21 protein-coding genes and 1 pseudogene are annotated in these 24,721 nt (G+C 59.8%); 11 read left to right on the top strand and 11 right to left on the bottom strand.

The features are described from left to right. Position 1 precedes the first annotated feature (1 nt). Positions 2-2,746 carry a DNA mismatch repair protein MutS gene (gene mutS, locus R6X40_RS13470; RefSeq protein ID WP_318414309.1) on the bottom strand — a complete coding sequence of 915 codons (2,745 nt, stop codon included), beginning with the start codon at positions 2,744-2,746 and terminating at the stop codon, positions 2-4. A gap of 102 nt (positions 2,747-2,848) precedes the next feature. On the opposite strand from mutS, the gene R6X40_RS13465 reads away from it, so the two are divergent. Beyond that, complete coding sequence (locus tag R6X40_RS13465; RefSeq protein ID WP_318414308.1) at positions 2,849-5,134, top strand: NADP-dependent malic enzyme; 2,286 nt, start codon at positions 2,849-2,851, stop codon at positions 5,132-5,134. Positions 5,135-5,345: 211 nt separating this feature from the next. Here the strand turns inward: R6X40_RS13465 and R6X40_RS13460 are convergent, their stop codons facing one another. The 5 genes from R6X40_RS13460 to R6X40_RS13440 form a co-directional block, all read right to left on the bottom strand. After that, positions 5,346-6,224 (bottom strand): GNAT family N-acetyltransferase, encoded by an 879-nt coding sequence (locus R6X40_RS13460; RefSeq protein WP_318414307.1) that lies wholly within the window; start codon positions 6,222-6,224, stop codon positions 5,346-5,348. Between the two features lie 93 nt (positions 6,225-6,317). Then, a complete protein-coding gene (locus R6X40_RS13455) occupies positions 6,318-8,621 on the bottom strand; it encodes an ATP-binding protein (protein ID WP_318414306.1) in 2,304 nt (767 codons plus the stop codon). Between the two features lie 56 nt (positions 8,622-8,677). Further along, positions 8,678-9,166 carry a signal peptidase II gene (gene lspA / locus R6X40_RS13450; protein ID WP_412178379.1) on the bottom strand — a complete coding sequence of 163 codons (489 nt, stop codon included), beginning with the start codon at positions 9,164-9,166 and terminating at the stop codon, positions 8,678-8,680. Then, positions 9,166-10,026: an RNA methyltransferase gene (locus tag R6X40_RS13445; RefSeq protein ID WP_318414305.1), complete on the bottom strand. Its 861-nt coding sequence runs from the start codon at positions 10,024-10,026 to the stop codon at positions 9,166-9,168. The genes lspA and R6X40_RS13445 overlap by 1 nt, the downstream gene beginning before the upstream one ends. Continuing rightward, positions 10,023-11,183 carry a class I SAM-dependent methyltransferase gene (locus tag R6X40_RS13440; RefSeq protein WP_318414304.1) on the bottom strand — a complete coding sequence of 387 codons (1,161 nt, stop codon included), beginning with the start codon at positions 11,181-11,183 and terminating at the stop codon, positions 10,023-10,025. The genes R6X40_RS13445 and R6X40_RS13440 overlap by 4 nt, the downstream gene beginning before the upstream one ends. Before the next feature lie 118 nt (positions 11,184-11,301). On the opposite strand from R6X40_RS13440, the gene R6X40_RS13435 reads away from it, so the two are divergent. After that, positions 11,302-11,760, top strand: coding sequence for a carbon monoxide dehydrogenase subunit G (locus R6X40_RS13435; RefSeq protein ID WP_318414302.1), 459 nt, complete (start codon positions 11,302-11,304; stop codon positions 11,758-11,760). Between the two features lie 6 nt (positions 11,761-11,766). Here the strand turns inward: R6X40_RS13435 and R6X40_RS13430 are convergent, their stop codons facing one another. The 3 genes and pseudogenes from R6X40_RS13430 to sppA form a co-directional block, all read right to left on the bottom strand. After that, positions 11,767-12,111: a DUF1049 domain-containing protein gene (locus R6X40_RS13430; protein ID WP_318414642.1), complete on the bottom strand. Its 345-nt coding sequence runs from the start codon at positions 12,109-12,111 to the stop codon at positions 11,767-11,769. A 63-nt stretch (positions 12,112-12,174) separates the two neighbouring features. Then, positions 12,175-12,501, bottom strand: a pseudogene (locus tag R6X40_RS13425) (integration host factor subunit beta); the annotation flags it as partial. 111 nt (positions 12,502-12,612) lie between these two features. Continuing rightward, positions 12,613-13,572 carry a signal peptide peptidase SppA gene (sppA, locus tag R6X40_RS13420; RefSeq protein WP_318414301.1) on the bottom strand — a complete coding sequence of 320 codons (960 nt, stop codon included), beginning with the start codon at positions 13,570-13,572 and terminating at the stop codon, positions 12,613-12,615. A gap of 225 nt (positions 13,573-13,797) precedes the next feature. Here sppA and lptC point away from each other — a divergent pair, with 225 nt between their 5' ends. The 6 genes from lptC to ptsN all read left to right on the top strand — a co-directional run bounded on the left by lptC (position 13,798) and on the right by ptsN (position 19,333). Next, on the top strand, positions 13,798-14,466 hold the full coding sequence (lptC, locus tag R6X40_RS13415; protein WP_318414300.1) for an LPS export ABC transporter periplasmic protein LptC: 669 nt from the start codon (positions 13,798-13,800) through the stop codon (positions 14,464-14,466). A 15-nt stretch (positions 14,467-14,481) separates the two neighbouring features. Continuing rightward, on the top strand, positions 14,482-15,042 hold the full coding sequence (locus R6X40_RS13410) for an LptA/OstA family protein (RefSeq protein WP_318414298.1): 561 nt from the start codon (positions 14,482-14,484) through the stop codon (positions 15,040-15,042). 13 nt (positions 15,043-15,055) lie between these two features. Then, positions 15,056-15,865, top strand: coding sequence for an LPS export ABC transporter ATP-binding protein (gene lptB / locus R6X40_RS13405; RefSeq protein ID WP_318414296.1), 810 nt, complete (start codon positions 15,056-15,058; stop codon positions 15,863-15,865). Between the two features lie 382 nt (positions 15,866-16,247). Further along, positions 16,248-17,822, top strand: a complete 1,575-nt coding sequence (gene rpoN, locus R6X40_RS13400) for an RNA polymerase factor sigma-54 (protein ID WP_318414295.1) — start codon at positions 16,248-16,250, stop codon at positions 17,820-17,822. A 294-nt stretch (positions 17,823-18,116) separates the two neighbouring features. Then, a complete protein-coding gene (hpf, locus tag R6X40_RS13395; protein WP_318414293.1) occupies positions 18,117-18,692 on the top strand; it encodes a ribosome hibernation-promoting factor, HPF/YfiA family in 576 nt (191 codons plus the stop codon). 176 nt (positions 18,693-18,868) lie between these two features. Beyond that, a complete protein-coding gene (gene ptsN / locus R6X40_RS13390; RefSeq protein WP_113246702.1) occupies positions 18,869-19,333 on the top strand; it encodes a PTS IIA-like nitrogen regulatory protein PtsN in 465 nt (154 codons plus the stop codon). A 10-nt stretch (positions 19,334-19,343) separates the two neighbouring features. Here the strand turns inward: ptsN and R6X40_RS13385 are convergent, their stop codons facing one another. Next, a complete protein-coding gene (locus R6X40_RS13385) occupies positions 19,344-20,153 on the bottom strand; it encodes a helix-turn-helix transcriptional regulator (protein ID WP_318414290.1) in 810 nt (269 codons plus the stop codon). Between the two features lie 107 nt (positions 20,154-20,260). Here R6X40_RS13385 and R6X40_RS13380 point away from each other — a divergent pair, with 107 nt between their 5' ends. The 3 genes from R6X40_RS13380 to R6X40_RS13370 all read left to right on the top strand — a co-directional run bounded on the left by R6X40_RS13380 (position 20,261) and on the right by R6X40_RS13370 (position 23,985). Then, positions 20,261-21,028, top strand: a complete 768-nt coding sequence (locus tag R6X40_RS13380; protein ID WP_318414288.1) for an SDR family NAD(P)-dependent oxidoreductase — start codon at positions 20,261-20,263, stop codon at positions 21,026-21,028. A gap of 23 nt (positions 21,029-21,051) precedes the next feature. Further along, positions 21,052-22,287, top strand: coding sequence for a D-arabinono-1,4-lactone oxidase (locus tag R6X40_RS13375; protein ID WP_318414287.1), 1,236 nt, complete (start codon positions 21,052-21,054; stop codon positions 22,285-22,287). 144 nt (positions 22,288-22,431) lie between these two features. Further along, complete coding sequence (locus R6X40_RS13370; protein WP_318414285.1) at positions 22,432-23,985, top strand: acetolactate synthase large subunit; 1,554 nt, start codon at positions 22,432-22,434, stop codon at positions 23,983-23,985. An 86-nt stretch (positions 23,986-24,071) separates the two neighbouring features. Here the strand turns inward: R6X40_RS13370 and grpE are convergent, their stop codons facing one another. Beyond that, positions 24,072-24,686, bottom strand: coding sequence for a nucleotide exchange factor GrpE (gene grpE, locus R6X40_RS13365; protein WP_318414284.1), 615 nt, complete (start codon positions 24,684-24,686; stop codon positions 24,072-24,074). Between the last annotated feature and the right edge of the window lie 35 nt (positions 24,687-24,721).

The following is a 24,721-nucleotide window of genomic DNA, read 5'->3' as shown; positions in this document are numbered from 1 at the left end:
ATCAAGAATTACCAAGCTGCTTCTTCAGCGCGTAAAGCGCATCCATGGCCTCTCGTGGCGTCATATCATCGGGATTGAGGCTTTTCAAAGCCTCTTCAACCTTCGATGGACCAGCCTTTACCTTCTCCTCGCGGCGGATGGCCACCTGGAACAGCGGCAGATCGTCAATCAGCTGGCTGGCCGGGTTCTTGCGGTCAGCATCCTCAAGCTTTGCCAGCACATCCTTGGCACGCGAAACGACCGAAGCGGGCAATCCGGCGAGACGAGCGACCTGGATACCGTAGGAGCGATCGGCAGCGCCCGGTCCAACCTCGTGCAGGAAGATGACCTCGCCGTCCCATTCCTTGACGCGCATGGTGGCGTTCGACAGGCGCTCGAGCTTTTCGGACAGCACCGTCAATTCATGGAAATGCGTGGCGAACAATCCGCGGCAGCGGTTGCCCTCGTGCAGGTGCTCGACCGAAGCCCAGGCGATCGACAAACCATCGAACGTTGCGGTGCCACGGCCAATTTCATCTAGGATGACGAGAGAGCGATCGGTCGCCTGATTGAGGATCGCCGCCGTCTCGACCATTTCGACCATGAAGGTGGAGCGGCCGCGGGCAAGGTCATCGGATGCGCCGACGCGGGAAAACAGCCGGTCGACAATGCCGATATGGGCAGATGCCGCGGGCACGAACGACCCCATCTGCGCCATGATGGCGATCAGCGCGTTTTGCCGCAGGAAGGTCGATTTACCGCCCATGTTGGGACCAGTCAGCAACCAGATTGCGCCATCACCCTCGCCTTCGTGCGGCGACAAATCGCAGACATTGGCGACGAAGGCAGCGCCGGACTGGCGCCGCAGAGCCTGTTCAACGACCGGATGACGGCCGCCGTCGATGGAAAACATTTTCGACGTATCGACCAGCGGACGGCAATAGGCCTGTTCCTCGGCAAGCGTTGCGAGCCCTGCGGACACGTCGACAACGGCAAGCGCCTGGGCCGCGGCCTTGATGGCTTCCGCTTCCATCACGACTACAGCAGAAAGACGGTCGAAGGCTTCCAGCTCGATGGTCAGCGCGCGGTCGGCGGCGTTGGCAATCTTGGTTTCCAGCGCCGCCAGCTCAGTCGTGGTGAACCGCATGGCATTGGCCATGGTCTGGCGATGAATGAACCGGGATTTTGCCTCCGGGCTATCGGTCATCGGCCCGGCATTGCCCTGCGTCACCTCAATGAAATAACCGAGCACATTGTTGTACTTGATCTTCAATGACTTGATGCCAGTCTCTTCGGCATAATCGAGCTGCAGGCCGGCGATCACCCGGCGGGACTGGTCGCGCAGCGCCCGCATCTCGTCGAGTTCCGGGTTCGCGCCATCCCTCAGGAAACCGCCGTCACGTTTCAGCAACGGCAGTTCATCGCCAAGAATAGAAGCAAGTTGCAGGACCATGTCGTCTGGTAGTGCCTTCACCGCCTGCAATGCGACACCGAGTTCTGCGGAGAGATCACCGCGTCCAAGCAGGCCGGCAACTTCGACGGCGGACTGGCACCCGGCAAGAATGCTGCCGAGATCACGCGGACCGCCACGGCCGAGCGACAGGCGCGATAGGGCGCGCGGCATGTCCGGCACGTGTTTCAATGCGGCGCGCAGATCGCCGCAAAACGATGGCTGGTCGGCAAGTGCGGTGATGGAGTCGAGTCGGGCAGTGATCCGCTCCGGATCCGTCAGCGGCGACATCAACCGCTCGGCAAGCAGGCGGGCGCCACCGCCGGTCACGGTCCGGTCCAGTGCCTTCAAAAGCGTGCCATTACGGTCGCCGGACTGTGTCTTGACCAGTTCGAGATTAGTGCGGGTAGCCGGATCGATGAACAGTGTCGAAGCCGCACTTTCGCGCTCCGGCGCGCCCAACGGCGGACGTTCGGCAAGCTGGGTCTTTTCGACATAGGAAATCGCGGCCGATGCGGCGGCGAGTTCGGCGCGCGAAAAGCTGCCGAAGCCATCGAGCGTCTTGACGCCATAATAGCGCGTGACGCGGTTTTCTGCCGTGGCACTATCGAACAGCACCGCAGGTTGCGGAACGGCGACACGTCCGAGAATATCGATGACCGGGCGCATCTCCGGATCGTGAAAAACCGTATCGGCAAGGATCAGTTCGCGCGGTTCGATGCGCAGGATATCGGCCAGCAGCCGTGTTTCGGTGGTTTCAGATAGCCGGAAGACGCCGGTGGAAATGTCGATCCAGGCGAGCGCGATGGCAGGCTCGGAACCGCTGCGAATCCGGGCGAGTGCCATCAGGTAGTTGGATTCCGATGGCGAGAGCAGCTTGTCTTCGGTGATCGTGCCCGGCGTGACAAGACGCACGACATCGCGTTTGACCACCGACTTGCCGCCGCGCTTCTTCGCTTCCGCCGGATCCTCGACCTGTTCGCAGACGGCGACGCGAAAACCGAGACCGATCAGCTTCTGCAGATAATCATCGGCAGCGTGCACCGGTACGCCGCACATCGGAATGTCCTGACCGAGATGCTGACCGCGTCTCGTCAGCGTGATTCCGAGCGCCCGCGATGCCTCGACGGCATCCTGGAAGAACAGTTCATAGAAATCGCCCATCCGGTAGAACAGGATCGAATCCGGATTGTTCGCCTTGATCTCGATGAACTGTTCCATCATCGGCGTGGCCGTGGCGCGGCTCTCCTCCGTCGCCAATTGGGCGGTGGTGAGAACCTCGGGAGGGCGGGTGATTGGCGCGGCTACAAAAGTCATGCTGGTTCCAAAAAAGTGGTGCCACACTATCCATGCGCGTTTATAGAAGACAACACCAAAGCGGCTGAGGAGAGCCGTCGCCCACAAAAGGTTGGAGGACTTATGCCCGCAAACGACAAACCCGGTCGCAGCACGACCAGCGTCACGGATCAGGAAGCGTTGGATTTCCATTCCCAGGGACGGCCCGGGAAACTGGAGATTTCGCCGACCAAACCGATGGCGACGCAGCGCGACCTGTCGCTTGCCTATTCGCCCGGCGTCGCGGTGCCGGTGAAAGCGATCGCCGCCGATCCTTCCAAGGCCTATGACTATACGACCCGCGGCAACATGGTTGCGGTTATCTCCAACGGTACGGCCATCCTTGGCCTCGGCAATCTCGGCGCGCTGGCCTCCAAGCCAGTGATGGAGGGCAAGTCCGTGCTCTTCAAGCGCTTTGCCGATGTCGATTCGATCGACCTGGAAGTCGACACCGAAAATGTCGACGAGTTCATCAACTGCGTGCGCTTTCTCGGCCCCTCCTTCGGTGGCATCAATCTCGAGGATATCAAGGCGCCGGAATGTTTCATCATCGAGCAGAAGCTGCGCGAGATCATGGACATCCCGGTGTTCCATGACGACCAGCACGGCACCGCCATCATCGCGGCTGCCGGCCTGATCAACGCGCTGACGCTCACCGGCCGTGATTTCAAGACGACCAAGCTCGTCTGTAACGGCGCCGGTGCAGCGGCGATCGCCTGCATTGAGCTGATCAAATCGATGGGCTTCACCCCGGCCAACATTATTCTCTGTGATACCAAGGGCGTGATCTACCAAGGCCGCACCGAAGGCATGAATCAGTGGAAATCCGCGCATGCAGTGAAGACCGACCTCCGCACGCTGACGGAAGCCATGGACGGTGCCGACGTCGTTTTCGGTCTTTCACAGAAGGGTGCGCTGTCGGAGGAGATGATCCGCTCAATGGCCGCCCGGCCGATCATCTTTGCGATGGCCAATCCCGATCCGGAAATCACCCCGGAAGAAGTCGCCCGCATTCGCGATGACGCGATCATGGCGACCGGGCGGTCCGACTATCCGAATCAGGTCAACAACGTCCTCGGCTTCCCCTACATCTTCCGTGGCGCGCTCGACGTGCACGCCTCGACCATCAACGAAGAGATGAAGATCGCCGCCGCGCAGGCGCTGGCAAGCCTTGCCAAGGAAGACGTTCCCGATGACGTCGCGGCCGCGTATCAGGGCAACCGCCCGCGCTTCGGTCCACAATACATCATCCCCGTTCCCTTCGATCCGCGCCTGATCTCGGCCATTCCGGTTGCCGTCGCCAAGGCCGCGATGGAGAGCGGTGTTGCCCGCAAGCAGATCCCGGATCTTGCCGCCTATGGCCGCCAGCTGTCTGCCCGACGCGACCCGATCGCCTCAACGCTGCAGCGCATCTATGAGCGCGTCCGCCGCCAGCCCAAGCGTATCGTCTTTGCCGAAGGCGAAGAAGTGCAGATGATGCGGTCGGCCGTTGCCTATGCCAATCAGGAACTCGGCACCGCCATGCTTCTCGGCCGCGAGGACCGGATGCGCGAAACGGCGGCGCGTGAAGGCATAGATCTCGACCGGCCGGGCATCCAGCTTGTCAATGCCCGTATATCGAAGCGCACTGGCGCGTATACCGACTATCTTTATGCCCGGCTGCAGCGGAAGGGCTACCTGTTTCGCGATGCACAGCGCCTGATCAACAACGACCGCAACCACTTCGCTGCGTGCATGGTGGCGCTGGGCGATGCCGACGGCATGGTGACGGGCATCACCCGCAATTACTCCACCGCGCTCGAGGATGTGCGCCGTTGTATCGACGAAAAGCCCGGCCACCGGGTGATCGGCGTGTCGCTGGCGCTGTGCCGCGGCCGCACCGTGCTGGTTGCCGATACCGCAGTTCACGACATGCCGTCGGCGGATGAACTGGCCGATATCGCCGAAGAGGCTGCAGGCCTTGCCCGCCGTCTCGGCTACGTGCCGCGCGTCGCACTTCTCGCCTATTCGACATTCGGCCATCCTTCCGGAGAACGTTCAGAGCGCGTGCGCGAGGCGGTCAAACTGCTCGACAAGCGCAGGGTCGATTTCGAGTATGATGGCGAGATGGCGGCTGATGTCGCGTTGAATGCCAAGGTGATGGAGCAGTATCCCTTCTGCCGCCTCACCGGCCCGGCGAACGTCTTGGTCATGCCGGCGTTCCATTCGGCATCGATATCGACAAAGATGCTTCAGGAACTGGGCGGCTCGACCGTCATCGGCCCACTGCTCGTTGGCCTCGACAAATCGGTCCAGATTGTTTCGATGTCCGCGAAAGACTCCGACATCGTAAACATGGCAGCCCTTGCGGCGCATAACGCCAACAGTTGAGCAAGCGACTGAAACGCAAAGAACCCGCCCGGAAAATTCCGCGGCGGGTTCCATTTCTCACAAAATCAGACTTGATAAAAAATACCCAAGTTCAATACTCGATACGCAACATGGGAGCACTTATCAAAAAACGTCCATCAACGGGCAATTTGTATTAACTAACACTAAATCATGTCAAATTAACTTACCGTAATCTTAATTTCCGAAGCATTCAGCTCGCGAAACGTCCGGCGTCCGCACCGTAGTAGTTGAGGTACCGACCGGAAATATTGGTGATCGGTAAAACGATCAGCACATCGGTGGTGCGAAAAGCGTGATCGACCACGGCGCCATTGCCGACCATGGCGCCCAGACGCATGTATCCCTTGATCAACGGCGGCAAAGCGGAAAGCGCCTTGCGCATATTGATGGCTTCCACCGGCATCAGGTCCATTGTCCGGTACAGCTCGGGGCGGGCGGACACATCCCACTCGCCGCGCACGACCATGTTGTGATGCAGGAAGGACAGCGCCAACGCGTGCTCTTCGGGAATAACGCCTGGAAACGAGCCGCAGCCGAACATGGCATCGACGCCGTATTTCAGCGCATAGGCCCAATTGCCCTGCCACAGGAGCTCGACGGTACGCTTGGTACGGTATTCCGGCAGGACGCAGGAACGGCCGAGCTCCATGAACGTCTTGTCGGGATGACGCTCCAACAACGATCCGACCGAAAATTCCGAAGCCGAATAAAAACCGCCCGTACGGGCAGCGACGTCCTGGCGAAGCAGGCGATAGGTTCCGACGATCTGGTCTTCCGGATCCCCCTCGATCGACGTATCGAGCACCAGAAGGTGATCACAGACCAGATCCCAGGCATCGGCGTCGCGCTTGCGGCGGTCGGCATCCTGCGGAATCTGCGCCTTCATCTCCTCGACGAAAACCTTGTAGCGAACAGCCTGCGCGGCATCAATTTCTGACGCGTTTCGAGCAAGCCGGGTCTCAAGGGTGCCGATGCGGCCGAGTATGTCCTGCGCCGGGGCGTTGACGCCCCGGACACGGGTCTGTGGCAGTTCAACTCCCACAACCATATCCAGAGTTTCGAGTGTCATCGTACGTCATCCTAGTCGCTTTAATCCTGTCCGGCTTAAACCATGTTTCTGCGACAGGATAGTGACATCGGAGAGGCAAGAAAACCGTCAAAATCATTGAGCAAGCAGGCGATTAATCTCGACGGTCAGCGCTTTCGGATCGGCAGGTTTGGCCAACACAGCGCTTGCTCCGGCCATCAGAAGTTTCTGTCGTGTGTCGGGTTGCGTATCGGACGTTAGAATGATGACCGGGACGGGCCTGCTGCCGGATTGACGCTCATGCAGACGCAAACGCTCCAGCATCGACAACCCGTCACCGCCCGGCATGTTCAGGTCGCTGACGATCAGTTCCGGCGCAATGCGGGTGGCAGCCGGTGCATCGAACAGAGTGACGGCAAGCGCTGCGAAATCCGTGACGACGCGAACAGTGTGGCCGGCCCGCTCCAGAACGGAACGCACCATGAGGGCATTGATTGGATCATCCTCGGCCAGAAGCACGCCGCCTTCGGCGGGTCTGTCACGCAAGGCCGGAACCTCGCGCAGGATCGGCCGATTGTCGTTGATTGCGTCTCGCACTTCCATTCCCTTCATGCGGCCACGCAACACCTCGACCAGAGACTTCTCCCGCAGCGGCCTGATCAACCAGGCATGGTAACCGTCCATTTGATTGATCTGCCGGCCGTTACGCTCTTCGGGATTGATGAGATAGGTCTTGCGGAGCTTCTGCTGCTCCAAGCTGGGCATCTGCGCCAGCAGGCGGCGGAACTGCGCGGCGTGACGATGATCGACAATGATATCGGTCAGCAGCTTTCCCGTCGACAGCGCCCGGACGGCAGCGGCCTGCGCATCCTCAATTGTTTCGGCGCGTTCGCAGACGCCGCCGAGCGTTCGGATCGTTGCGGAAAGCGCTGTTGAAGCCGGACCGGCCGGCGCCATCACCAGCACGCGGGACATTCGGAGCACATCTTTTCTGGCAAAGGAGGCGGTCGCGACATCGCACCCGAGGGCTGGGAAGCGGATTTCAAACGTGCTGCCCGTGCCGGGAACACTGGAGAGCGTCAGGGAACCGCCAAACTCCTCCATGATCCGCCGGGAGATAGCAAGACCGAGGCCCGCGCCACCGGCGCGCTGAGCATTGGTGCCTGCCTGCTCGAACTCGTCGAACACCCGGGCCTGCTCGCGAGCATTCATCCCTGGACCGCTGTCTTCAATGCTGACGACCATCATGTCACCATCCAGCGAAGCGCTGACGAGCACACCGCCTTTATGGGTGAACTTGACCGCATTGCCAATGACGTTGAACAGAACCTGACGAAGGCGGGCTGCATCGAAATCCATCAGGCCCGGCACATCCGCAGCGATGGTGGCGCCGATCTCGATGCCTTTTTCATGCGCCCGGTGAGACAGCATCTCGACAACGCTCTCGATCGTTTCGCGCAATGGCTCCGGCGCCGGGCGCAATTGGAACCGGCCGACCTCGATCGAGGAGAAGTCGAGCAGATCGTCGACCAACTGCACCAGCGCATGACCCGATTGACGCATCCCGGCGAGATAATTCTTCTGCTCGCTGGTCAGCCTTGTCTGGCTGATCAGATGGCTCATGCCGAGAATACCCGACAAGGGCGTGCGGATTTCGTGGCTGACCGTCGCAAGCAGTCGCGACTTCGCCTGGCTCGCATGTTCGGCGCGGCGGCGCGCTTCCTCGGTTTCGCGGGCGATCCGGCTTTCCTCGGTGATGTCGCGGGCGATGCTGTGCAGCATGAAGGCACCGCTTGCGGGCTCGCGGGCAATCACATCATGCCAGTCGAATATTTTTGTCCCAGCATCGGTTGTGATGCGAACGCGGTAGCGATTGGGGCCTGACGCCGGTTCGAATTCGATCCCGAGCGCCTCACAGGTCCGGCCTTCCGGCTTCAACCATCCGGTCAACCGGCAAAACACCGAATTGGCCTGGACGATCTTGCCGCCCGGTTCGCGAATGACGGCGATATCGCCGAGCGCATCATGGATGGTGGAGAGGAGCTGCGATGTTTCGCTGCGCTCCCAACGGCTATCACTGGCCTTTTCGTCCCTGATGCGCCCCTTCGTGGCAGCGGGCCTTGCGCTGGAAACGTACCAATCCCTGAGCAGCAGGGCAGCGCCGGTGACGCCTGCGACAGCCAGACCAGCCGACAACAAGTAGAAGCCGGCATCGATACCGGTGCCGAGAATGGCGGCGGAGCCCAGAAGCCCGGCGCCTGCCAAGGCCGGTTTCAGCGCCGGATAACGCTCCTTGGCTCCATTGAAGCTGTCCTCCGGCTCCAGCGAATGCGGATCGTCGGCCAGAGGCGTATCGGATGCGCTCCTGTTGGTCAGCGCGCGCTTCGGCGCACTGAATTCGGTGGCAATCCGTTTTCTAAGGTTTGACAGGTCGCTCATGACGCTTGCCCTAGCATGGCAAGCGTTTTGATTGGCTTCAGCCGGTCTCTAAGATTTTAGCGATCCTGCTTTTTCATGTGCAGGATCTCATCGAGAATGATCGCACCAGCGCCGATCGTGATGAAACTGTCGGCAAGGTTGAAGACGGCGAAGGACCAATTCGGCAGGTGAAACAGCACGTAATCGATGACATAGCCAAAGATCAGGCCATCGATCACATTGCCAATGGCGCCCGCGATGATCAGTGCGTAGCCGAGATGCGTGAAAAACCGATCGGCCGGCGTCTTGCGCCAGAGCCAGATGACGAAAGCCACGACGACAATTCTCAGGCCGATGATAGCCCAGCGCTCGACACCCGAAAAAAGCGAGAACGCGACGCCATAATTGTAGACACGGTGCAGAGCCAGGAACGGCAGGACAGCGACGCTTTCGCCGTAGGGCAGCCAAAGTTCGACGGCAGCCTTGATTGCCTGGTCGAGCAGGACAGCAACGACAATCAGAACCGCGACCGGTACCGGGCGAGAAAAAAGAGCAGTCTTTTGCATCAGGTTCTATCGTCCAGCGTCAGCAGGTGGCGGCGTGCCTCAAACAGCATGATGCCGGTGGCAATGGCCAGATTGAGTGAATCGGCCCGGCCTTGCTGCGGAATACGGGCAAGTGCCGTCGCCTCCCTGGCAAGTTCTTCCGGCAACCCGGCCTGTTCATTGCCCATCAGGAGAACGACGGGCTTCTTGCGATAGTCGATGGTGCGGTAGTCGACGGCCCCGGCCAGATGGGTGGCAGCAAGCTGCACGCCGGCCGCCTTCTGCCATTTGACGAACTCGGCAACAGTGGCACGCATAATCGGCATGGCGAACACCGAGCCCATGGTGGCACGCACCGTTTCCAGCGAAAACGGATCCGTGGTCTCACCGACAAGGATGACGCCGGAAGCGCCTGCGGCATCAGCTGTGCGGATAATCGTGCCGAGATTGCCGGGATCGCGGACGCGATCGAGCGCAACATACGTCTCGCCAACAACCGGCTTCATATCGCGCAGATTGGCGTAACGCTGCTCGAAGACGCCGACGACCATTTGCGGGTTGTCGCGGCGGGTGATGGAAGAGAGCACCTTCTCGCTGACTTCGAGAACCAAGCCGCCGGTGGCGACCGTCTTCAGCGCGACCTGTTCGACCTGCGTCTTGCCCTTGGCCGCCTTGGCATAGACCAGCGTCTTGATGGTCCAGCCGAGGTCCAGCGCGTCGATGACCAGCTTCAGGCCTTCGGCGATGAAGGAACGGGTTTCGTCGCGCTCCTTCTTGTTGGCGAGTGCCTTGATATCCTTGATTATCGGATTGGCAAGGCTGGTGACTTCCTTCACCTGGCCAACGCGGCGGGGACCACTGTCGCGGTTATAGTCGTTCATTTCGGCACCCAACGGGAAAAGAGAGAGGTCGAAAGCGCACGGCCCGGCTCGTTGCCGTCAAGACCGCCTTCGCGCAAGATCAGCTCGCCCGATTCCACCGCGCCGCCGCGCCCGCGCATCGTCTCGCGCATGAGTTCGTGGATGGAATAGAAGCTTGCGCGGATCGAATAGGCCGTCAGCACCAGCCCTTTGGCGTCCGGCGACAGGATCTCGCGGCAGATATCCAGCATCAGCGCGAGGTGATCGAACAGCTGCCAGACTTCGCCATTCGGGCCGCGGCCGAATTTCGGCGGATCGGTCAGAATGATGTCATAGCGGCTACCGCGGCGCTCTTCGCGCTGGATGAACTTCATCGCGTCTTCGCAGATCCAGCGGATCGGCAGATGGTCGGCACGGCCAAGCGCCTGATTTTCGCGCGCCCAGCCGATCGCCTTCTTCGAGGCATCGACATGCGTGACCTCGGCGCCCGCCTTTGCGGCGATCAGCGAGGCGACACCGGTGTAACCAAACAGGTTCAACACCTTCAGCGGCCGGCCTGCCGTCTCGATCTGTTCCTTCATCCAGCTCCAGTGCGCCAGCTGTTCGGGGAAAACGCCGACATGGCGAAACGCGGTGAAGCGGCCGTAGAATTCGGCATCGAGGATCTGCATCGGCCAGGTCTCACCGAGAGCCTGCCTTGGGAAGCGCCAGCGCCCCATGCCGTCCTCATCGGTATCGCCGGTGAAAATCGAGTCGGCATTCTCCCAGACATGCGAGGGCAACGTTTTCGGCCAGAGCGCCTGCGCCTCGGGCCGGACGATCCGGTAGGGACCGTATTGCTCAAGCTTCAGGCCATCACCACTATCGATCAGGTGATAGTCACGCGCGCCCTTGGTTTCGAGAATGATCGGGATGCGCTCGTCCGGCTTGGCGCCGGTGCGGATACGCACTTCTGCGCGCGGTGCTGGCTCCGATGCGGCAGATTTCGGTGACGTCTTTTCGACGAATGCCTTGGCAGGAGGCCGCGTTTCGCCGCTGCGTACCGTCTGAGGTTTGGATTGCTGGGGCTTGGATTGTGGCCCTCGGCTGACCGGTGCCTGTACGGCACGGCCCTGCACGCCGCGCGACGACGTTGCCGGTGCGGCTTTGCCCTTTGGCCGTCTATCTTTATCTTTCACGCCGTTTCGTCCGTCAGCTGCTGAGGTTCAAAGGCTGCAAATAGCACCGCTCTTTCTCTTGGCAAAGCTGTTTCCGATCTGCGATACATTTGGGTGGACCTGATCAGGGAGGATCATCATGGAAATGCAGGGCGAAGAACGCATTGCTGCCCGCCGCGATATCGTCTGGGCGGCACTGAACGACCCCGAAATCTTGCGTCAGTGTCTTCCCGGCTGTCAGTCGCTGGAACTGAAATCGCCGACCGAACTTTCCGCCAGCGTCAAGATCAAGATCGGGCCGGTCTCGGCCTCTTTTTCCGGCGATGTCGTGCTGTCGAACATCAACGCACCCGAAAGCTATACGATTTCCGGCGAGGGCAAGGGGGGCATTGCCGGCTTTGCCAAGGGCGGCGCGGATGTTGTTCTCAAAGAGGATGGCGACGAGACCATTCTGGCCTATGAGGCCAAGGCCGAGATCGGCGGCAAGCTGGCCCAACTCGGCTCTCGGCTGGTAGGCTCCAGCGCCAAAAAACTTGCCCAGCAATTCTTTGCCGACTTCAACGCCGCAGTCACCGCGCAGGCGGCAGCAAACAGCTGAACGAAATTATTTGGAGGAGGCTGGAAGCAACGTCTGCGAGGCGATGGTTTCGGCGCGGGTCCGGTGTTTTTCGGCTTCCGCGTGCCATTTCACTGCTTCATGCGCCTCGTTGCGCGCACGCTTGCGGTACTTGCCCTGCGTGAACCACGTGGTGAGCGAGCCGACGATCATGCCGAAGATCACCGCGAGAAACAAAAATACGAAAAACGGCGCCGAAGCCGACAGAACGCTATCGGCCGGGTTGAACGGATTGAGTGCCAGCGTCACCATCTGCCGGTTGGCGACAGACAGCACGATCAGGATGATGGCGACCGGCACCAGCACCACGATATTCATCAGCTTCTTCATCATCATTCCGTGTCTCCGTCATGCTGCCTGCCCGACGCATTCAAGCACCGGGCGGTTCACCACGGCTCATTCATCATCTTCGTCATCGGCGCCAGGATTAAGGCGCTCGCGCAATTCCTTGCCGGTTTTGAAGAAGGGAACCCATTTTTCCTCGACGAACACGCTGTCGCCGGTGCGTGGATTACGGCCAGAACGCGAAGGCCGGTTTTTTACCGAAAATGCGCCGAAACCACGCAATTCGACCCGATTTCCACCCGCCAGGGCATCTGTAATCTCATCGAGAACCGCATTGACGATATTTTCGACGTCACGGTGATAGAGATGCGGGTTGCGTGCCGCAACAATCTGCACCAGTTCTGACTTGATCACTGTCGCCCCCTGTTGTGAATTTGCATGTGATCTTAAAGCGTTAAGCCCATCGGACGGCCTTGTCCACCTCTTGTGCGGGGTAGCATGCCGTTTTCAAGCCTCCAAAAGCGGCATGCAAAAGGTCATCGTGTCTTTTCAGTCGCCGCCAACCTGCCAAACGGAAACCAGACCGTCAAGAAACAACTTCTCGCGACCCAATTTTTCGAGAGCACCGAAAGACGGAAAAGCGTCATATCCCAAGGATTTGGCCACAGCAGCAGCGGCCGATCCGAGCCCGAATGGCAGTGACGAACTCGGTGCTTTCCACTCGATAACGTCCAGTTCCTTGCCAACCTTGCGGCTATCAAGGAAAGCGCGGATTTCGTCATCGCCGCCGAGCTCATCGATCAGCTTCAGCTTCAGCGCTTGGCGGCCGGTAAAGATGCGTCCATCGGCAAGCTTGAGCGCCTCTTCCCGCGGCAGCTTGCGGCGATCGGCGACGAGATCGACGAACCAGTTGAAGCTGTCATCGATCATTGCCTGGATCACCGCCTTGGCGTCGTCGCTCGGCGGGTGGAACGGTGAAGGCTCGGCCTTCAACGGGGCGGATTTGATTTCCTCCAGCGATACGCCGATCTTGTCCATCAGGTTTTTGAACTGCGGATACTGGAAGATCACGCCGATGGAGCCGGTGATCGAGCTATCCCCGGCCACGATGCGGTCGCCGGCAAGTGCGATCATATAGCCGGCCGAGGCGGCCAGCGTGCGCACGTCGGAAACGACCGGCTTCTTCGCCGCGACCTTGCGGATGGCCTTGAACAGCACTTCGCCGCCGTAAGTGGTGCCGCCGGGCGACGAAATGGTGACGACCAGCGCCTTGACCGCGTCGGTCTCGGCAATGGTGTTCAGCCGCTCCAACAGTTCGCGGTCATCCTGGATAATGCCGGAAATATTGACGCGGGCGATATGCGGCTGGCTGAGGCCACCCATCCGGCCCGCACCGGAATAGACATAAGCCGCTATACCCGCACAAAGCACCAGAGCAATGGACACGAGCCGCCAGAAACCGAGCTTCCGCCGAAGTTGGCGCCGGTCGGCGATGGCAAGCTGATCCATGATCTTTCCTCCAGTTCTAAGGGCGCAGGGACACTTCACCCCCGCGAGAAACGCACAACTCAATAACCGCAGCACAGTCCTGTTGTCACCCGGCTTGAACAAAATTCGCGCCTCACATTGTGGTTGAACAAAAAAATCTCCATATTCGCGTTCACTCACATCAGTTGACGGGCAGGGCCTAGGCGCATTTGCGCCGCGATGTATTTTGAATAACGGGTTTATTTGATGCTGAATGACGTGCAATTTACCGGCGCCTTGCCGCATTCGGGCCCGGCCCTTACCGACGCGTATACGGTTGCAGCACGTCACTCGCGGCGAGTCCGGCGGTTGAAAATCGTGCTTCCCCTGGTCGCGGTGCTGATCGGCGTCATCTTCGTTGCGGTTTCCGTGGTGCGGGCCTTTCTGCCCGAGAACGTCACCATCGAGAACGCGACGATCGAGAACGGCAAGATCGTCATGCAGAACCCGGCGATTTCCGGGCGCAACAAGCAGGACATCAGCTATTCGATGAAGGCGAAGCGGGCGCTGCAGGATATCGCCAATCCGGACATCATCACGCTCGAAACCATCCACGCGGAAATGCCCGTCAACGACACGCTGATGGCCACCGTTGAAGCTCTCAGCGGCATCTACGACCGGGGCCGCAACACGCTGGATATGAACGCGCCCTTCACGATCACCATGAACAATGGACTGATCGCCGACTTCGAAGCGGCCTATCTCGATATCAATGCCGGCGAGATGGAAACCAAGAAGCCGATTGCAATCAGCATGAAGGGCGGTTCCATTGTTGCACAGACGCTGAGAATGACGGATAAGGGACGCATTGTTACTTTTGAAGGCATGGTGAAGGTCGTTGTCGATCCCAAAACCATCCGTAAAACCGCCAACTAGAAAACCGGGGCACATATGTCGGCCACTTCAGCCTTTTCCTTTCGGCTTGCCGGAACAGTTATTCTCTTGAGCCTTTTCACCAGCGCCTCCCTTTCTCCTGCCGCCGCCCAGGCGACGACGAGCAAGATGAAGGGCATGCAGCTTTCCAACGATGCGCCGATCCAGATCGAAAGCGACAAGCTGGAAATCAAGGATGCGGAAAGCAAGGCCATGTTCACCGGCAATGTGAAAGTCGTTCAGGGAACGACGACATTGCAGGCCGGCAATATGGTGGTTTTCTACAAGAAGGGCGGCGGCTCGATTTCCGGCGGCAATGCCGAGATCGATCGCATCGAGGTCGATCAGAAGGTGTTCCTGCAATCGGGAACCCAGCAGGCGACGGCCGACACCGGCGAATTCAACATGACGGCCCAGACACTGGTCCTGAAGGGCAAGCAGGTCGTTCTGTCGGAAGGCAAGAACGTCTTTAGCGGCTGCCAGTTGAACGTTCAGATGGATACCGGCGAGGCACAGCTCGAGGCCTGCGGCGGCCGCGTCCAGATTCAACTCGACCCGAAGTCCCAGAAAACGAATTGATGCAGACGCCCACGTGAACATTCCCTTTCTTCACAAACGCAAACGGGGCGCCAAAGCTGAAGCCGCCGCACCTGCCCGCGCCGTCGACAAGGCGCGCTATGAAGGCACGCTGATCGCGCGCGGATTGACGAAGGCCTATCGCGGGCGCCGGGTGGTGGACGGTGTGTCGCTTGTCGTGCGGCGCGGTGAGGCCGTCGGCCTGCTTGGGCCCAACGGCGCAGGCAAGACCACCTGTTTCTATATGATCACCGGCCTTGTGCCGGTCGATGAAGGTTCGATCGAGATCAACGGCAACGATGTCACGTCAATGCCAATGTATCGCCGCGCCCGCCTCGGCGTCGGTTACCTGCCGCAGGAAGCCTCGATCTTTCGCGGCCTCACGGTGGAAGAGAATATTCGAGCCGTCCTTGAGCTTCACGACAAGAACAGCGAGCGGCGCGAAAGCAAGCTCAATGAATTGCTCGGCGAATTCAACATTTCCCACCTGCGCAAATCGCCGGCTGTCGCGCTTTCCGGCGGCGAACGGCGGCGTCTGGAAATTGCCCGGGCGCTGGCAACCGACCCCACCTTCATGCTGCTCGACGAACCCTTTGCTGGCGTCGATCCGATTTCGGTCGCCGACATCCAGGCGCTGGTGCGCCACCTGACCTCGCGTGGCATCGGCGTTTTGATCACCGACCACAATGTCCGCGAAACACTGGGCCTGATCGACCGCGCTTACATCATCCATGCCGGCGAAGTTCTGACGCATGGGCGGGCCAACGATATCGTCACCAACCCGGACGTCCGCCGCCTCTATCTCGGCGACAATTTCAGCCTTTAACGGCCGCATTTCAGTGGCATCGTAAACGAGCCCGGCGGCGGCAGGCAAAAACTTGCCGCTTCTGAGACAGGTTTCTCTTGACCGGCAAACGGAATTAGGCAAGTTTTTGATGCCGGGAAACGCGGTACTCTTTCCGAGCTGTTGGAGCCCCTTGCCCTTCGCGGTCAAGCGCCTTCGATCAGGCCAGATGCGCGCACCTCGATCACATTAGGCGTTCCTTGCATAAAAAACGCGCTCCGTTTTCAATATTCACCTTATTTCCCGCTGCCGCTTGACCAAACCCCATTAATAAGCAATTTTTGGGCCAGTTGACGAACTGGTATTTTCACCCCTTCAAAAGATGAGAGCCGGCTCCGATCATCAAGGGGAGTTTTGCGTCAGAATGGCACTTTCAGCCAGCCTCTTCCTGCGTCAAAGCCAGACTCTGGCGATGACGCCGCAACTGATGCAGTCCATTCAGCTGCTGCAGATGACGAATTTCGAACTGAACCAGTTCATCGAGCTGGAAGTCGAGAAAAACCCCCTCTTGGAATTCGCCGCCAATGACGACGCGCCCTCCGGTCCGGAGCGTTATGGCAAGGATGACCTGCATATCACCCAGGACGAGCGCAGCGACCGCAACAATGCAGAGGGCGCCGAATTCGATCCGCTGGGCGACGTCTACGACAGCACGACGTCTTCGACCGGCGAACGGATGAGCGAGCAGCTCGACGCCAATTTCGAAAATGTCTTTCCCGACGATACTGCGCCGCATCGCGCCGATGCGCCGGAACTGCTCAGCCAATGGAAATCCATGCCGGGCGGCGGCGAAGGCGAGAGCAGCGACGGTTACGACCTCGATGATTTCGTCGCCAACCGCGTGACGCTGCGCGATTTCCTCAACGAACAGGTTCCCTTCAGCGTGCATGGCGCCGCCGACTTGCTGATCGCCCAGCATCTGATCGACCAGCTCGACGAAGCCGGCTACCTTCATGCCGACATCACGGAAATGGCCGAACGCCTTGGCTGTGCAACAGTCGATGTGGCGCGGGTGCTCGACAGCTTGCAGCAGTTCGACCCGCCGGGCGTTTTTGCCCGCACGCTCAGCGAATGCCTAGCCATCCAGCTACGCGCGCGCAACCGGCTCGACCCGGCCATGGCGGCGCTACTCGACAATCTGGAACTGCTTGCGCGGCGCGATTTCGCCAGCCTGAAGCGGATTTGCGGCGTCGATGAGGAAGATCTGCTTGATATGCTTGCTGAAATCCGCAAGCTCGATCCCAAACCCGGCACCGGTTTCGAGGCAAGCCCTTCGGAAGCGATCATGCCGGATATCGTCGTGCGGCCGGCGCAGGACGGTAGCTGGGCGGTCGAACTCAATCCTGATGCCTTGCCGCGCGTTCTCGTCAACCAGACCTATTATGCCACGGTCTCGCGTCATGCACCGAAGAACAGCGCCGACCATGCCTTCCTGACCGAATGCCTGCAGACCGCCAACTGGCTGACCCGCAGTCTCGACCAGCGCGCCAAGACGATCATGAAGGTGGCGACGGAGATTGTGCGCCAGCAGGATGCCTTCCTGATCAACGGCGTCGATCAGCTGAGGCCACTGAACCTCAAGACCGTCGCCGATGCGATCAAGATGCATGAATCGACCGTCAGCCGCGTCACCTCGAACAAATACATGCTGACACCACGCGGGCTGTTCGAGCTGAAATATTTCTTCACCGTCTCGATCGGATCGGCAGAAGGCGGCGACAGCCACTCAGCGGAATCCGTGCGCCACCGCATCCGCAACATGATCGTACTGGAAAGCCCGAACGCTGTTCTTTCGGATGATGATATCGTCGATCTCCTGAAAAAAGGCGGCGTCGACCTTGCCCGCAGGACTGTGGCGAAATACCGCGAAGCGATGAATATCGCCTCCTCCGTTCAGCGCCGAAGAGAGAAAAAGGCGATGGCCAAGGTCTCCGCCTGACCGTTTGCCATGCTTGACCACAACCGGACGAATTGCCGATATTTATCCCCGATATCCCAGTAAACAGCGGGCTTCCGGCCTCATATTTGGATTTTCTTAACTGTTTCGTTGACTCCACCAACAACCGGTAGTATGAGGCGGCCGCAATGGGTACGGCATAGCGCCTGCCTTAAGCAGATCCCTCCAAATCCAGGCTGTTCTGACGCAATTTTCTTTTGCGTGCGTGAAGTGCTTGGATGACGGATGCGGTTGGAATAGACTGGCTACGCAAATCACGAAAAGAGAGGAAACTCCATGAGTGTGCGTGTATCCGGTAAACATATGGAAATCGGCGAAACGTTTCGTCTGCGGATCGAAGACCAGATAGAACAAGCCGTAACCAAATATTTTGACGGAGGATATTCAAGCCAAGTCACTGTGGAAAAGTCTGGATCCCGTTTCAACGCGGACTGCAAGATTCACCTCGATTCTGGTGCGGCCTTGCAGGCGAGTGGAGAAGCGAACGACCCGCAAGCAGCGTTTGACGCAGCGTCGGAACGGATTGCCAAGCGCATCCGCCGTTACAAGCGGAAGCTCAAGGACCACCACAATGGCAATGGCCATGCTGGATTTGCTGAAGTAGCCTACACCGTTATGGACTCAGTGCCCGACGAAGACGATGAGCTTCCGGACAACTATGCACCGACGATCGTGGCGGAGAGTTCGAAACAACTGAAGACGATGTCTGTCGCAAACGCTGTCATGGCGCTCGACATGACAGACGATCCCGTTCTGATGTTCCGTAGTCCTGGCAATGAACAGTTGAATATCGTCTATCGACGCAACGATGGAAACATTGGCTGGATCGACGCAGCCAATATAAAGAGCTAAGTGGATGACGTCCGGGGCCGGTCAGCCGGCCCGGGGCGCTCTGCTTTTTTCTGGTGGTTTACGCATGGAAGACCGTTGACGGTCCGCCGGTAAAGCGCCGAGAGAAAGATGGATGGAGCCGCCGTCCGGCATTTTGCCGGGCGATGCGGTTTCTACCTGCGAACGAGGACAAAAGAATGGCATTGGCAGGCTTGCTGCAGCAGAATGCGATACTTCCGGCCATGAAGGCCAATTCGAAGAAGCAATTGCTTCAAGAGTTGGCGGCAAAAGCATCCAAGATCACTGATCTACCCGAACGTGAAATTTTCGACGTCATCCTTCAGCGCGAACGACTGGGCTCGACCGGTGTCGGCAATGGCATTGCCATTCCGCATGGCAAGCTTGGCCATCTTTCGTCGATCGTCGGCATTTTTGCGCGTCTTGAATCGCCCGTCGATTTCGAAGCGCTGGACGACCAGCCGGTCGATCTGGTCTTCCTGCTGCTCGCACCGGAAGGTGCTGGCGCTGATCATCTGAAGGCATTGTCGCGGATTGCACGCGTGTTGCGCGACCCGGAAATGGTCGCCCGGCTGCGTGCGACGGATTCCGCATCCGCCATCTACGCCTTCCTCAGCGACGATCAGGCCTCCAACGCGGCCTGATCCAATCACCTCAATACAGGTTATGCTGATTGAGGTGATCGATGAAAATGCGAAACAGCTCCGCTTGGCTGGAAATGGCCAGGCGCTTGTAGATGTTCTTGCGGTGGATACGCACCGTACCTTCCGAAATGCCGATGCTTTTCCCGATCGACGCATTGCTGTGGCCCCGCAGGATAAGCCGCACGATATTGCGCTGCTGCAGCGTCAGCCGGTCGGCACAGAGCCTGCCGAAAGCCTCCTCCATCAGATCGTCGCGCCCGGCCTGCGCAGGCATCAGCCTTTCTGCTCCGCGTCTCCAGCTTGCCCGGATCGCCGCCTGCACGATCGGCTCATAGGCGCGCAGGCTTTCCAGCTCCGTATCGCTGAACCCCGAATGGCCTTTCACGCGCATCAGCGAATAGGTAGCGGTGACGCCGCCCTCCAGCGGCACCAGAAATCCGACTTCCTCGACCAGCGATCCCGATTGCGTCGAAACGCACGGGTGGACCTCGCGTGACGTACTGAACTGCGTATCGAAAAAATCATCCGGCGCCAGATCGCGCATCCGCCACAGTCCGGCTGGATGACGATTGTTGCAGGCGACGTAGAAGGGGTCGAGCAGATAGGCGCCGCCGAGATAGGCTGTCCAGGCCTGTGGCGCCACATGCCTGGTATAGCCGTCATGCAGCAAAAACGGCCGCGCATCATAAGGAAAGACGAACACGCCGGACAGATCGAACGCCGCCGCCTGGCGCAGCATCGCGTCGAGCGCCTCGCCGAACCCCGGCGTCGAGAGACCATCTATCAGCGCGGCGATCTGGCGGGATTCGTCTGGCAGCAAAGGCGGCACCTTCATTTCTTCGGGCGAAGTATCCCCTATGGGATATCGACAGCCCCTGTCGCGTCAACAATAATCCTTGGAAAGATAAAAGCACGAGGAGAACAGCGATGGCAGGCAGACTTTCTGGAAAGACCGCATTGATCAGCGGAGGTGCCGGAGGCTGCGGCCTTGCTGCCTCCCAGCTCTTCGCCCGCGAAGGCGCCCGCGTCGGCATCGTCGACCTGCCACGCAGCAAAGGTGAAGAGGTTGCGGCCGCCATTCGCGCCGAGGGCGGTGAGGCAATCTTCGCGCCGGCAGACGTCTCCGTCTCCGCCGACGTGAAATCGGCGGTCAAAGCCGTGGAAGATGCGTTCGGGCCGATCAAGGTTCTGTTCAACCACGCCGGCATTCTGGCCGTCGGCCCGTTTCTGGAAACGGAAGAGGACGAGTGGGACCGGCTAATGGCCGTCAACGTCCGCTCGATGTTCCTGATGACCAAGGCCGTATTGCCGGGCATGCTGGCCTCGGGCGGCGGCAGTATCGTCTCGACATCCTCGATCTCGGCTGTCGCTGCGACGCCGATGGAGGTGCTCTACGACACGACCAAGGGCGCCTGCCATATGTTCGCCCGCGCCATCGCCGTCGAATTCCGTGATCGCGGCATCCGTTCCAACGCCGTCTGCCCCGGCTTCATCGCCACCGATCACGGCAAGCGCGAGTTGGTGGGCCTTGCCAAATACGGGGTCGATGTTTCCGATGCGGCGATCGCGGCCCAGCAGGGGCGGATGTGCGATCCGATGGAAGTGGCGCAGGCCGCTCTCTTCCTGGCGAGCGACGAATCCAGCTTCGTCAACGGCACGCATCTGTTCGTCGATAATTGTTTTACGGCGATGTGAAGAACAAACGGGAGAACGGGACCATGATGGAAGCAGGCGGCCACTGGCGCAACTGGGTGGGAAATCAATCATGCATCGTGCGGCACCGGGGGGCGCCGGATAGCGAAGCGGCTCTGGCGCATATGGTGCGCGAGGCAACCGCGAAAGGATTGAACGTGCGATGCGCCGGTTCGGGGCACTCGTTCACCCCGGTGGCTTTGACCAGCGGGCTGCACCTGACCCTATCCCGCCTGCAGGGCATCAGCCATATCGATACGGCGCGCAAGCGCGTCTCCGTGCATGCCGGCACCACAATCAACACGTTGGGCAAGGCTTTGAAACGCAGTGGCCTGTCGATGATCAACCAGGGCGACATCGACAGCCAGGCGCTGGCGGGCGCGCTGACCACCGGTACTCACGGCACCGGACTTGCACTGGGCAATATGGCCTCGCAGATCGTCGGCATGCGGCTGGTACAGCCGGACGGCAGTATCCTTGCCATCGACGACAGCGAGCCCGATATGCTGAACGCTGCCCGCGTCTCCATCGGCATGCTGGGCGTCATCTCCGAAATCACCCTGCAGGTGATGGACAGCTACAATCTGCATGAAAAGCTGTGGCGCTGCACCTTCGACGAATGCATGGAGCAGCACGACGATCTCGCCGCCAACCACCGGCATTTCGGCTTTTTCTGGTGCCCCGTTCCGGAAAGCCGTCATTGCTATTGCCTGCCGGATACGTCCTCGGTTTCGACCACGACCAACCTCTCCGACGTCTGCGAGATGAAGACGATCGACATCACCGATGCACCGCCGATGGAAAGTGCTTTCGAGAAGATCGCCTACTCCTCGGAAATCTACCCGATAGAATATGTGCCGAACTTCCATGAACTGGAATATGCCGTGCCGGTCAAATACGGCAAGCAGGCCTGCACCGAAGTGCGCAAGCTGATGCTGGAGAAACATCCGACCTGCATCTACCCGATCGAATACCGCTTCACCGCCGGTGACGGCGGCTGGATCAGCCCGTTCTTCGAACAGGATTCGATCACCCTCTCGGTCTCGGGCCAGCCGGGCACGGACTACTGGAACTATCTGAAGGATGTCGACAATATCCTGCGCCAGTTCGGCTCACGTCCGCATTGGGGCAAGCTGCATTTTCTCGGCGCCGAGGACGTGACGGCGCTTTATCCGCGCGCCGGAGATTTCCGGGCTCTGCGGAACAAGCTCGATCCTGAGGGGCGGTTCTTGAACGATCACCTGAAGCAGTTGTTCGGGTGATATCGTGCAGTTTGGAGGCTGAGCGAGGCGACGCGCAGGCATTGCGTGTCGCCGGGAGACCGTGTGTGGTAGAAACAGCCGGCGTTCATCGTTCTTGAGCGCTCACGCGGCAATGCGCGCGACAATGAGGGCGGGAGGCTAGCCATGAACGGTGCTGATATTCTTTGCGATGTGCTTTTGGCCAATGACGTCAATATCTGCCTCGCCAATCCCGGCACGTCGGAGATGCATTTCGTCGCGGCGCTCGATCGTCGGCCTGACATGCGCTGCGTGCTTGGGCTTTTCGAGGGCGTGGTGACTGGCGCCGCCGATGGTTATGCGCGGATGACAAACCGGCCGGCCGCAACCTTGCTTCACACGGGGCCAGGATTGGCAAACGGGCTCGCCAACCTTCACAATGCCCGGCGTGCCCGCGTTCCCATGATCAATGTCGTCGGTGACCATGCCTCCTATCACCTTCCTTTCGATGCGCCCCTGACGAGCGACATCGAGAGCTTGGCCGCGCCGATGTCCAACTGGGTGCGGCGGATAGAAGGGCCAGACGACGTTGCCACGGCGACAAAGGCAGCAATTCATGCCTCGCTATCGCCTCCGGGCATCACAACCCTGATCCTGCCCGCCGATGCGGCATGGGGCGAGGCAAGGCGTCCCTCGTCGGTCGCGAGCGACCGTCCGCAACCCGCCGTCGCCAACCGCGCCGCAATACGCGGCGTCGCGGACGCGATCCGCAAAGCCCGCGGCCGGGCTGGAATTCTGGTGCGCGGATTGGCAGCATCCGCCGATTCCCTGGAGATCGCCGGGCAAATCTCGGCGGCGCTTGAGGTGCGCCTGTTCAGCGAAGTGCAGGTGGCGCATATGCAGCGTGGTCGGGGACGCGTCGCGACAACCCGCATCCCCTACCCGATCGACGCGGCATTGGAGACGCTGGCCGACATTGACGTGCTGGTTCTCGTTGGCGCGACTGAGCCGGTTGCATTCTTCGCATATCCGGGCAAGCCGGGACGGCTTGTCCACGAAGGCTGCCAGGTTCTGACTTTGGCTGATCATGGCGAGGACCTGAAAACGGCGCTGGAAGAGCTTCGCGATGAATTGGGGATCAAAAGTTCGCAGCCAGTACCGCTGGTAAAAACGATCTCCGGCGAAGGACGACCCAGCGGACCGCTCACAGAAGACGCGATAGCAGTGATCGTGGCGCAAAAACTTCCGGACAACGCCATCGTTTGTGATGAAGGGATCACCTCCGCCCGACGGTTCTATTCATTGTCCGAACAGTCTGCGCCGCACGACTTCATGATGAACACCGGCGGCGCCATCGGTATCGGCATCCCCTTGTCCATCGGAGCAGCGATCGCCTGCCCCGACCGGAAGGTTTTGAACCTGCAGGCCGATGGCAGCGGGATGTATACCATTCAGGGATTGTGGACCCAGACGCGGGAAAATCTCGACATCATCACGATCGTCTTTGCCAACCGCACCTATGCGGTGCTGCATGGAGAAATGCGCAACGTCGGGGTTCAAACGATCGGGGAAAATGCGCGGCGCATGCTGGATATCGATAATCCGTCGCTGGACTGGGTGTCAATGGCAAAGGGAATGGGCGTGGACGCGGCTCGTGCCCACACGTGTGAAGAGTTCACACGTCTCCTCGATAACGCTTTGTCACGTCATGGCCCGTTTTTGATAGAAGCCGTCATCTGACGGCCAACAGCCCATCATTCGGGTCATTGGCCGTCAGATAAATCAGTTCGGCAGTTGCCCAATGCGCTGCATTGAGCGGCTTCGCCTCAAGCCTCCGGTGTTTCTTCCGTAGCAACGGCCTTCGGGCCACCCTTGGCGACGCCGACCATGGCGGGGCGCAGGACGCGTTCGCCGATGGTGTAGCCGGCCTGAACCACCTGGACGACTGTGCTGTTCGGCACTTCCGTATTCGGAACTTCGAACATCGCCTGGTGGAAGTTCGGGTCGAATTTCTGGCCGATCGGCTCGAGCTTCTGAACGCCATGACGTTCCAGCGCCGAGAGCATGGCGCGTTCGGTCATTTCGACGCCTTCGATCAGGGCATTGAAACCGGTATCGCCAGCTTCGCGGGCTTCTGCCGGAATGGCATCCAGCGCGCGGCGCAGGTTGTCCGACACGGCAAGCATGTCACGGGCAAAGCCGGCGACGGAATAGGACTTGGCGTCCTTGACGTCGCGGGCAGTGCGGCGGCGCAGGTTGTCCATTTCAGCGGCAAGGCGCAGGTAGCGGTCGCGCATGTCAGCGGCTTCGGCCTTGGCAAGCTCCAGCGGATCCGGCTCGGAAACGGCTGTATCGACCTCTTCGGCGGCGGCCTCTGCATAGGCAGCAGCAGCTTCGTCCGCGTTCGCTTCAGCACCGTGTTTGTTCATATCATCGGTCATGACCGGTCTCCGGAATGTCAATATGTCTAGGATTT

The organism is Rhizobium sp. PL01, from assembly GCF_033447125.1.
Taxonomy (GTDB): Bacteria; Pseudomonadota; Alphaproteobacteria; order Rhizobiales; family Rhizobiaceae; genus Pararhizobium.
This window is presented reverse-complemented; position numbering and strand designations above follow the sequence as displayed.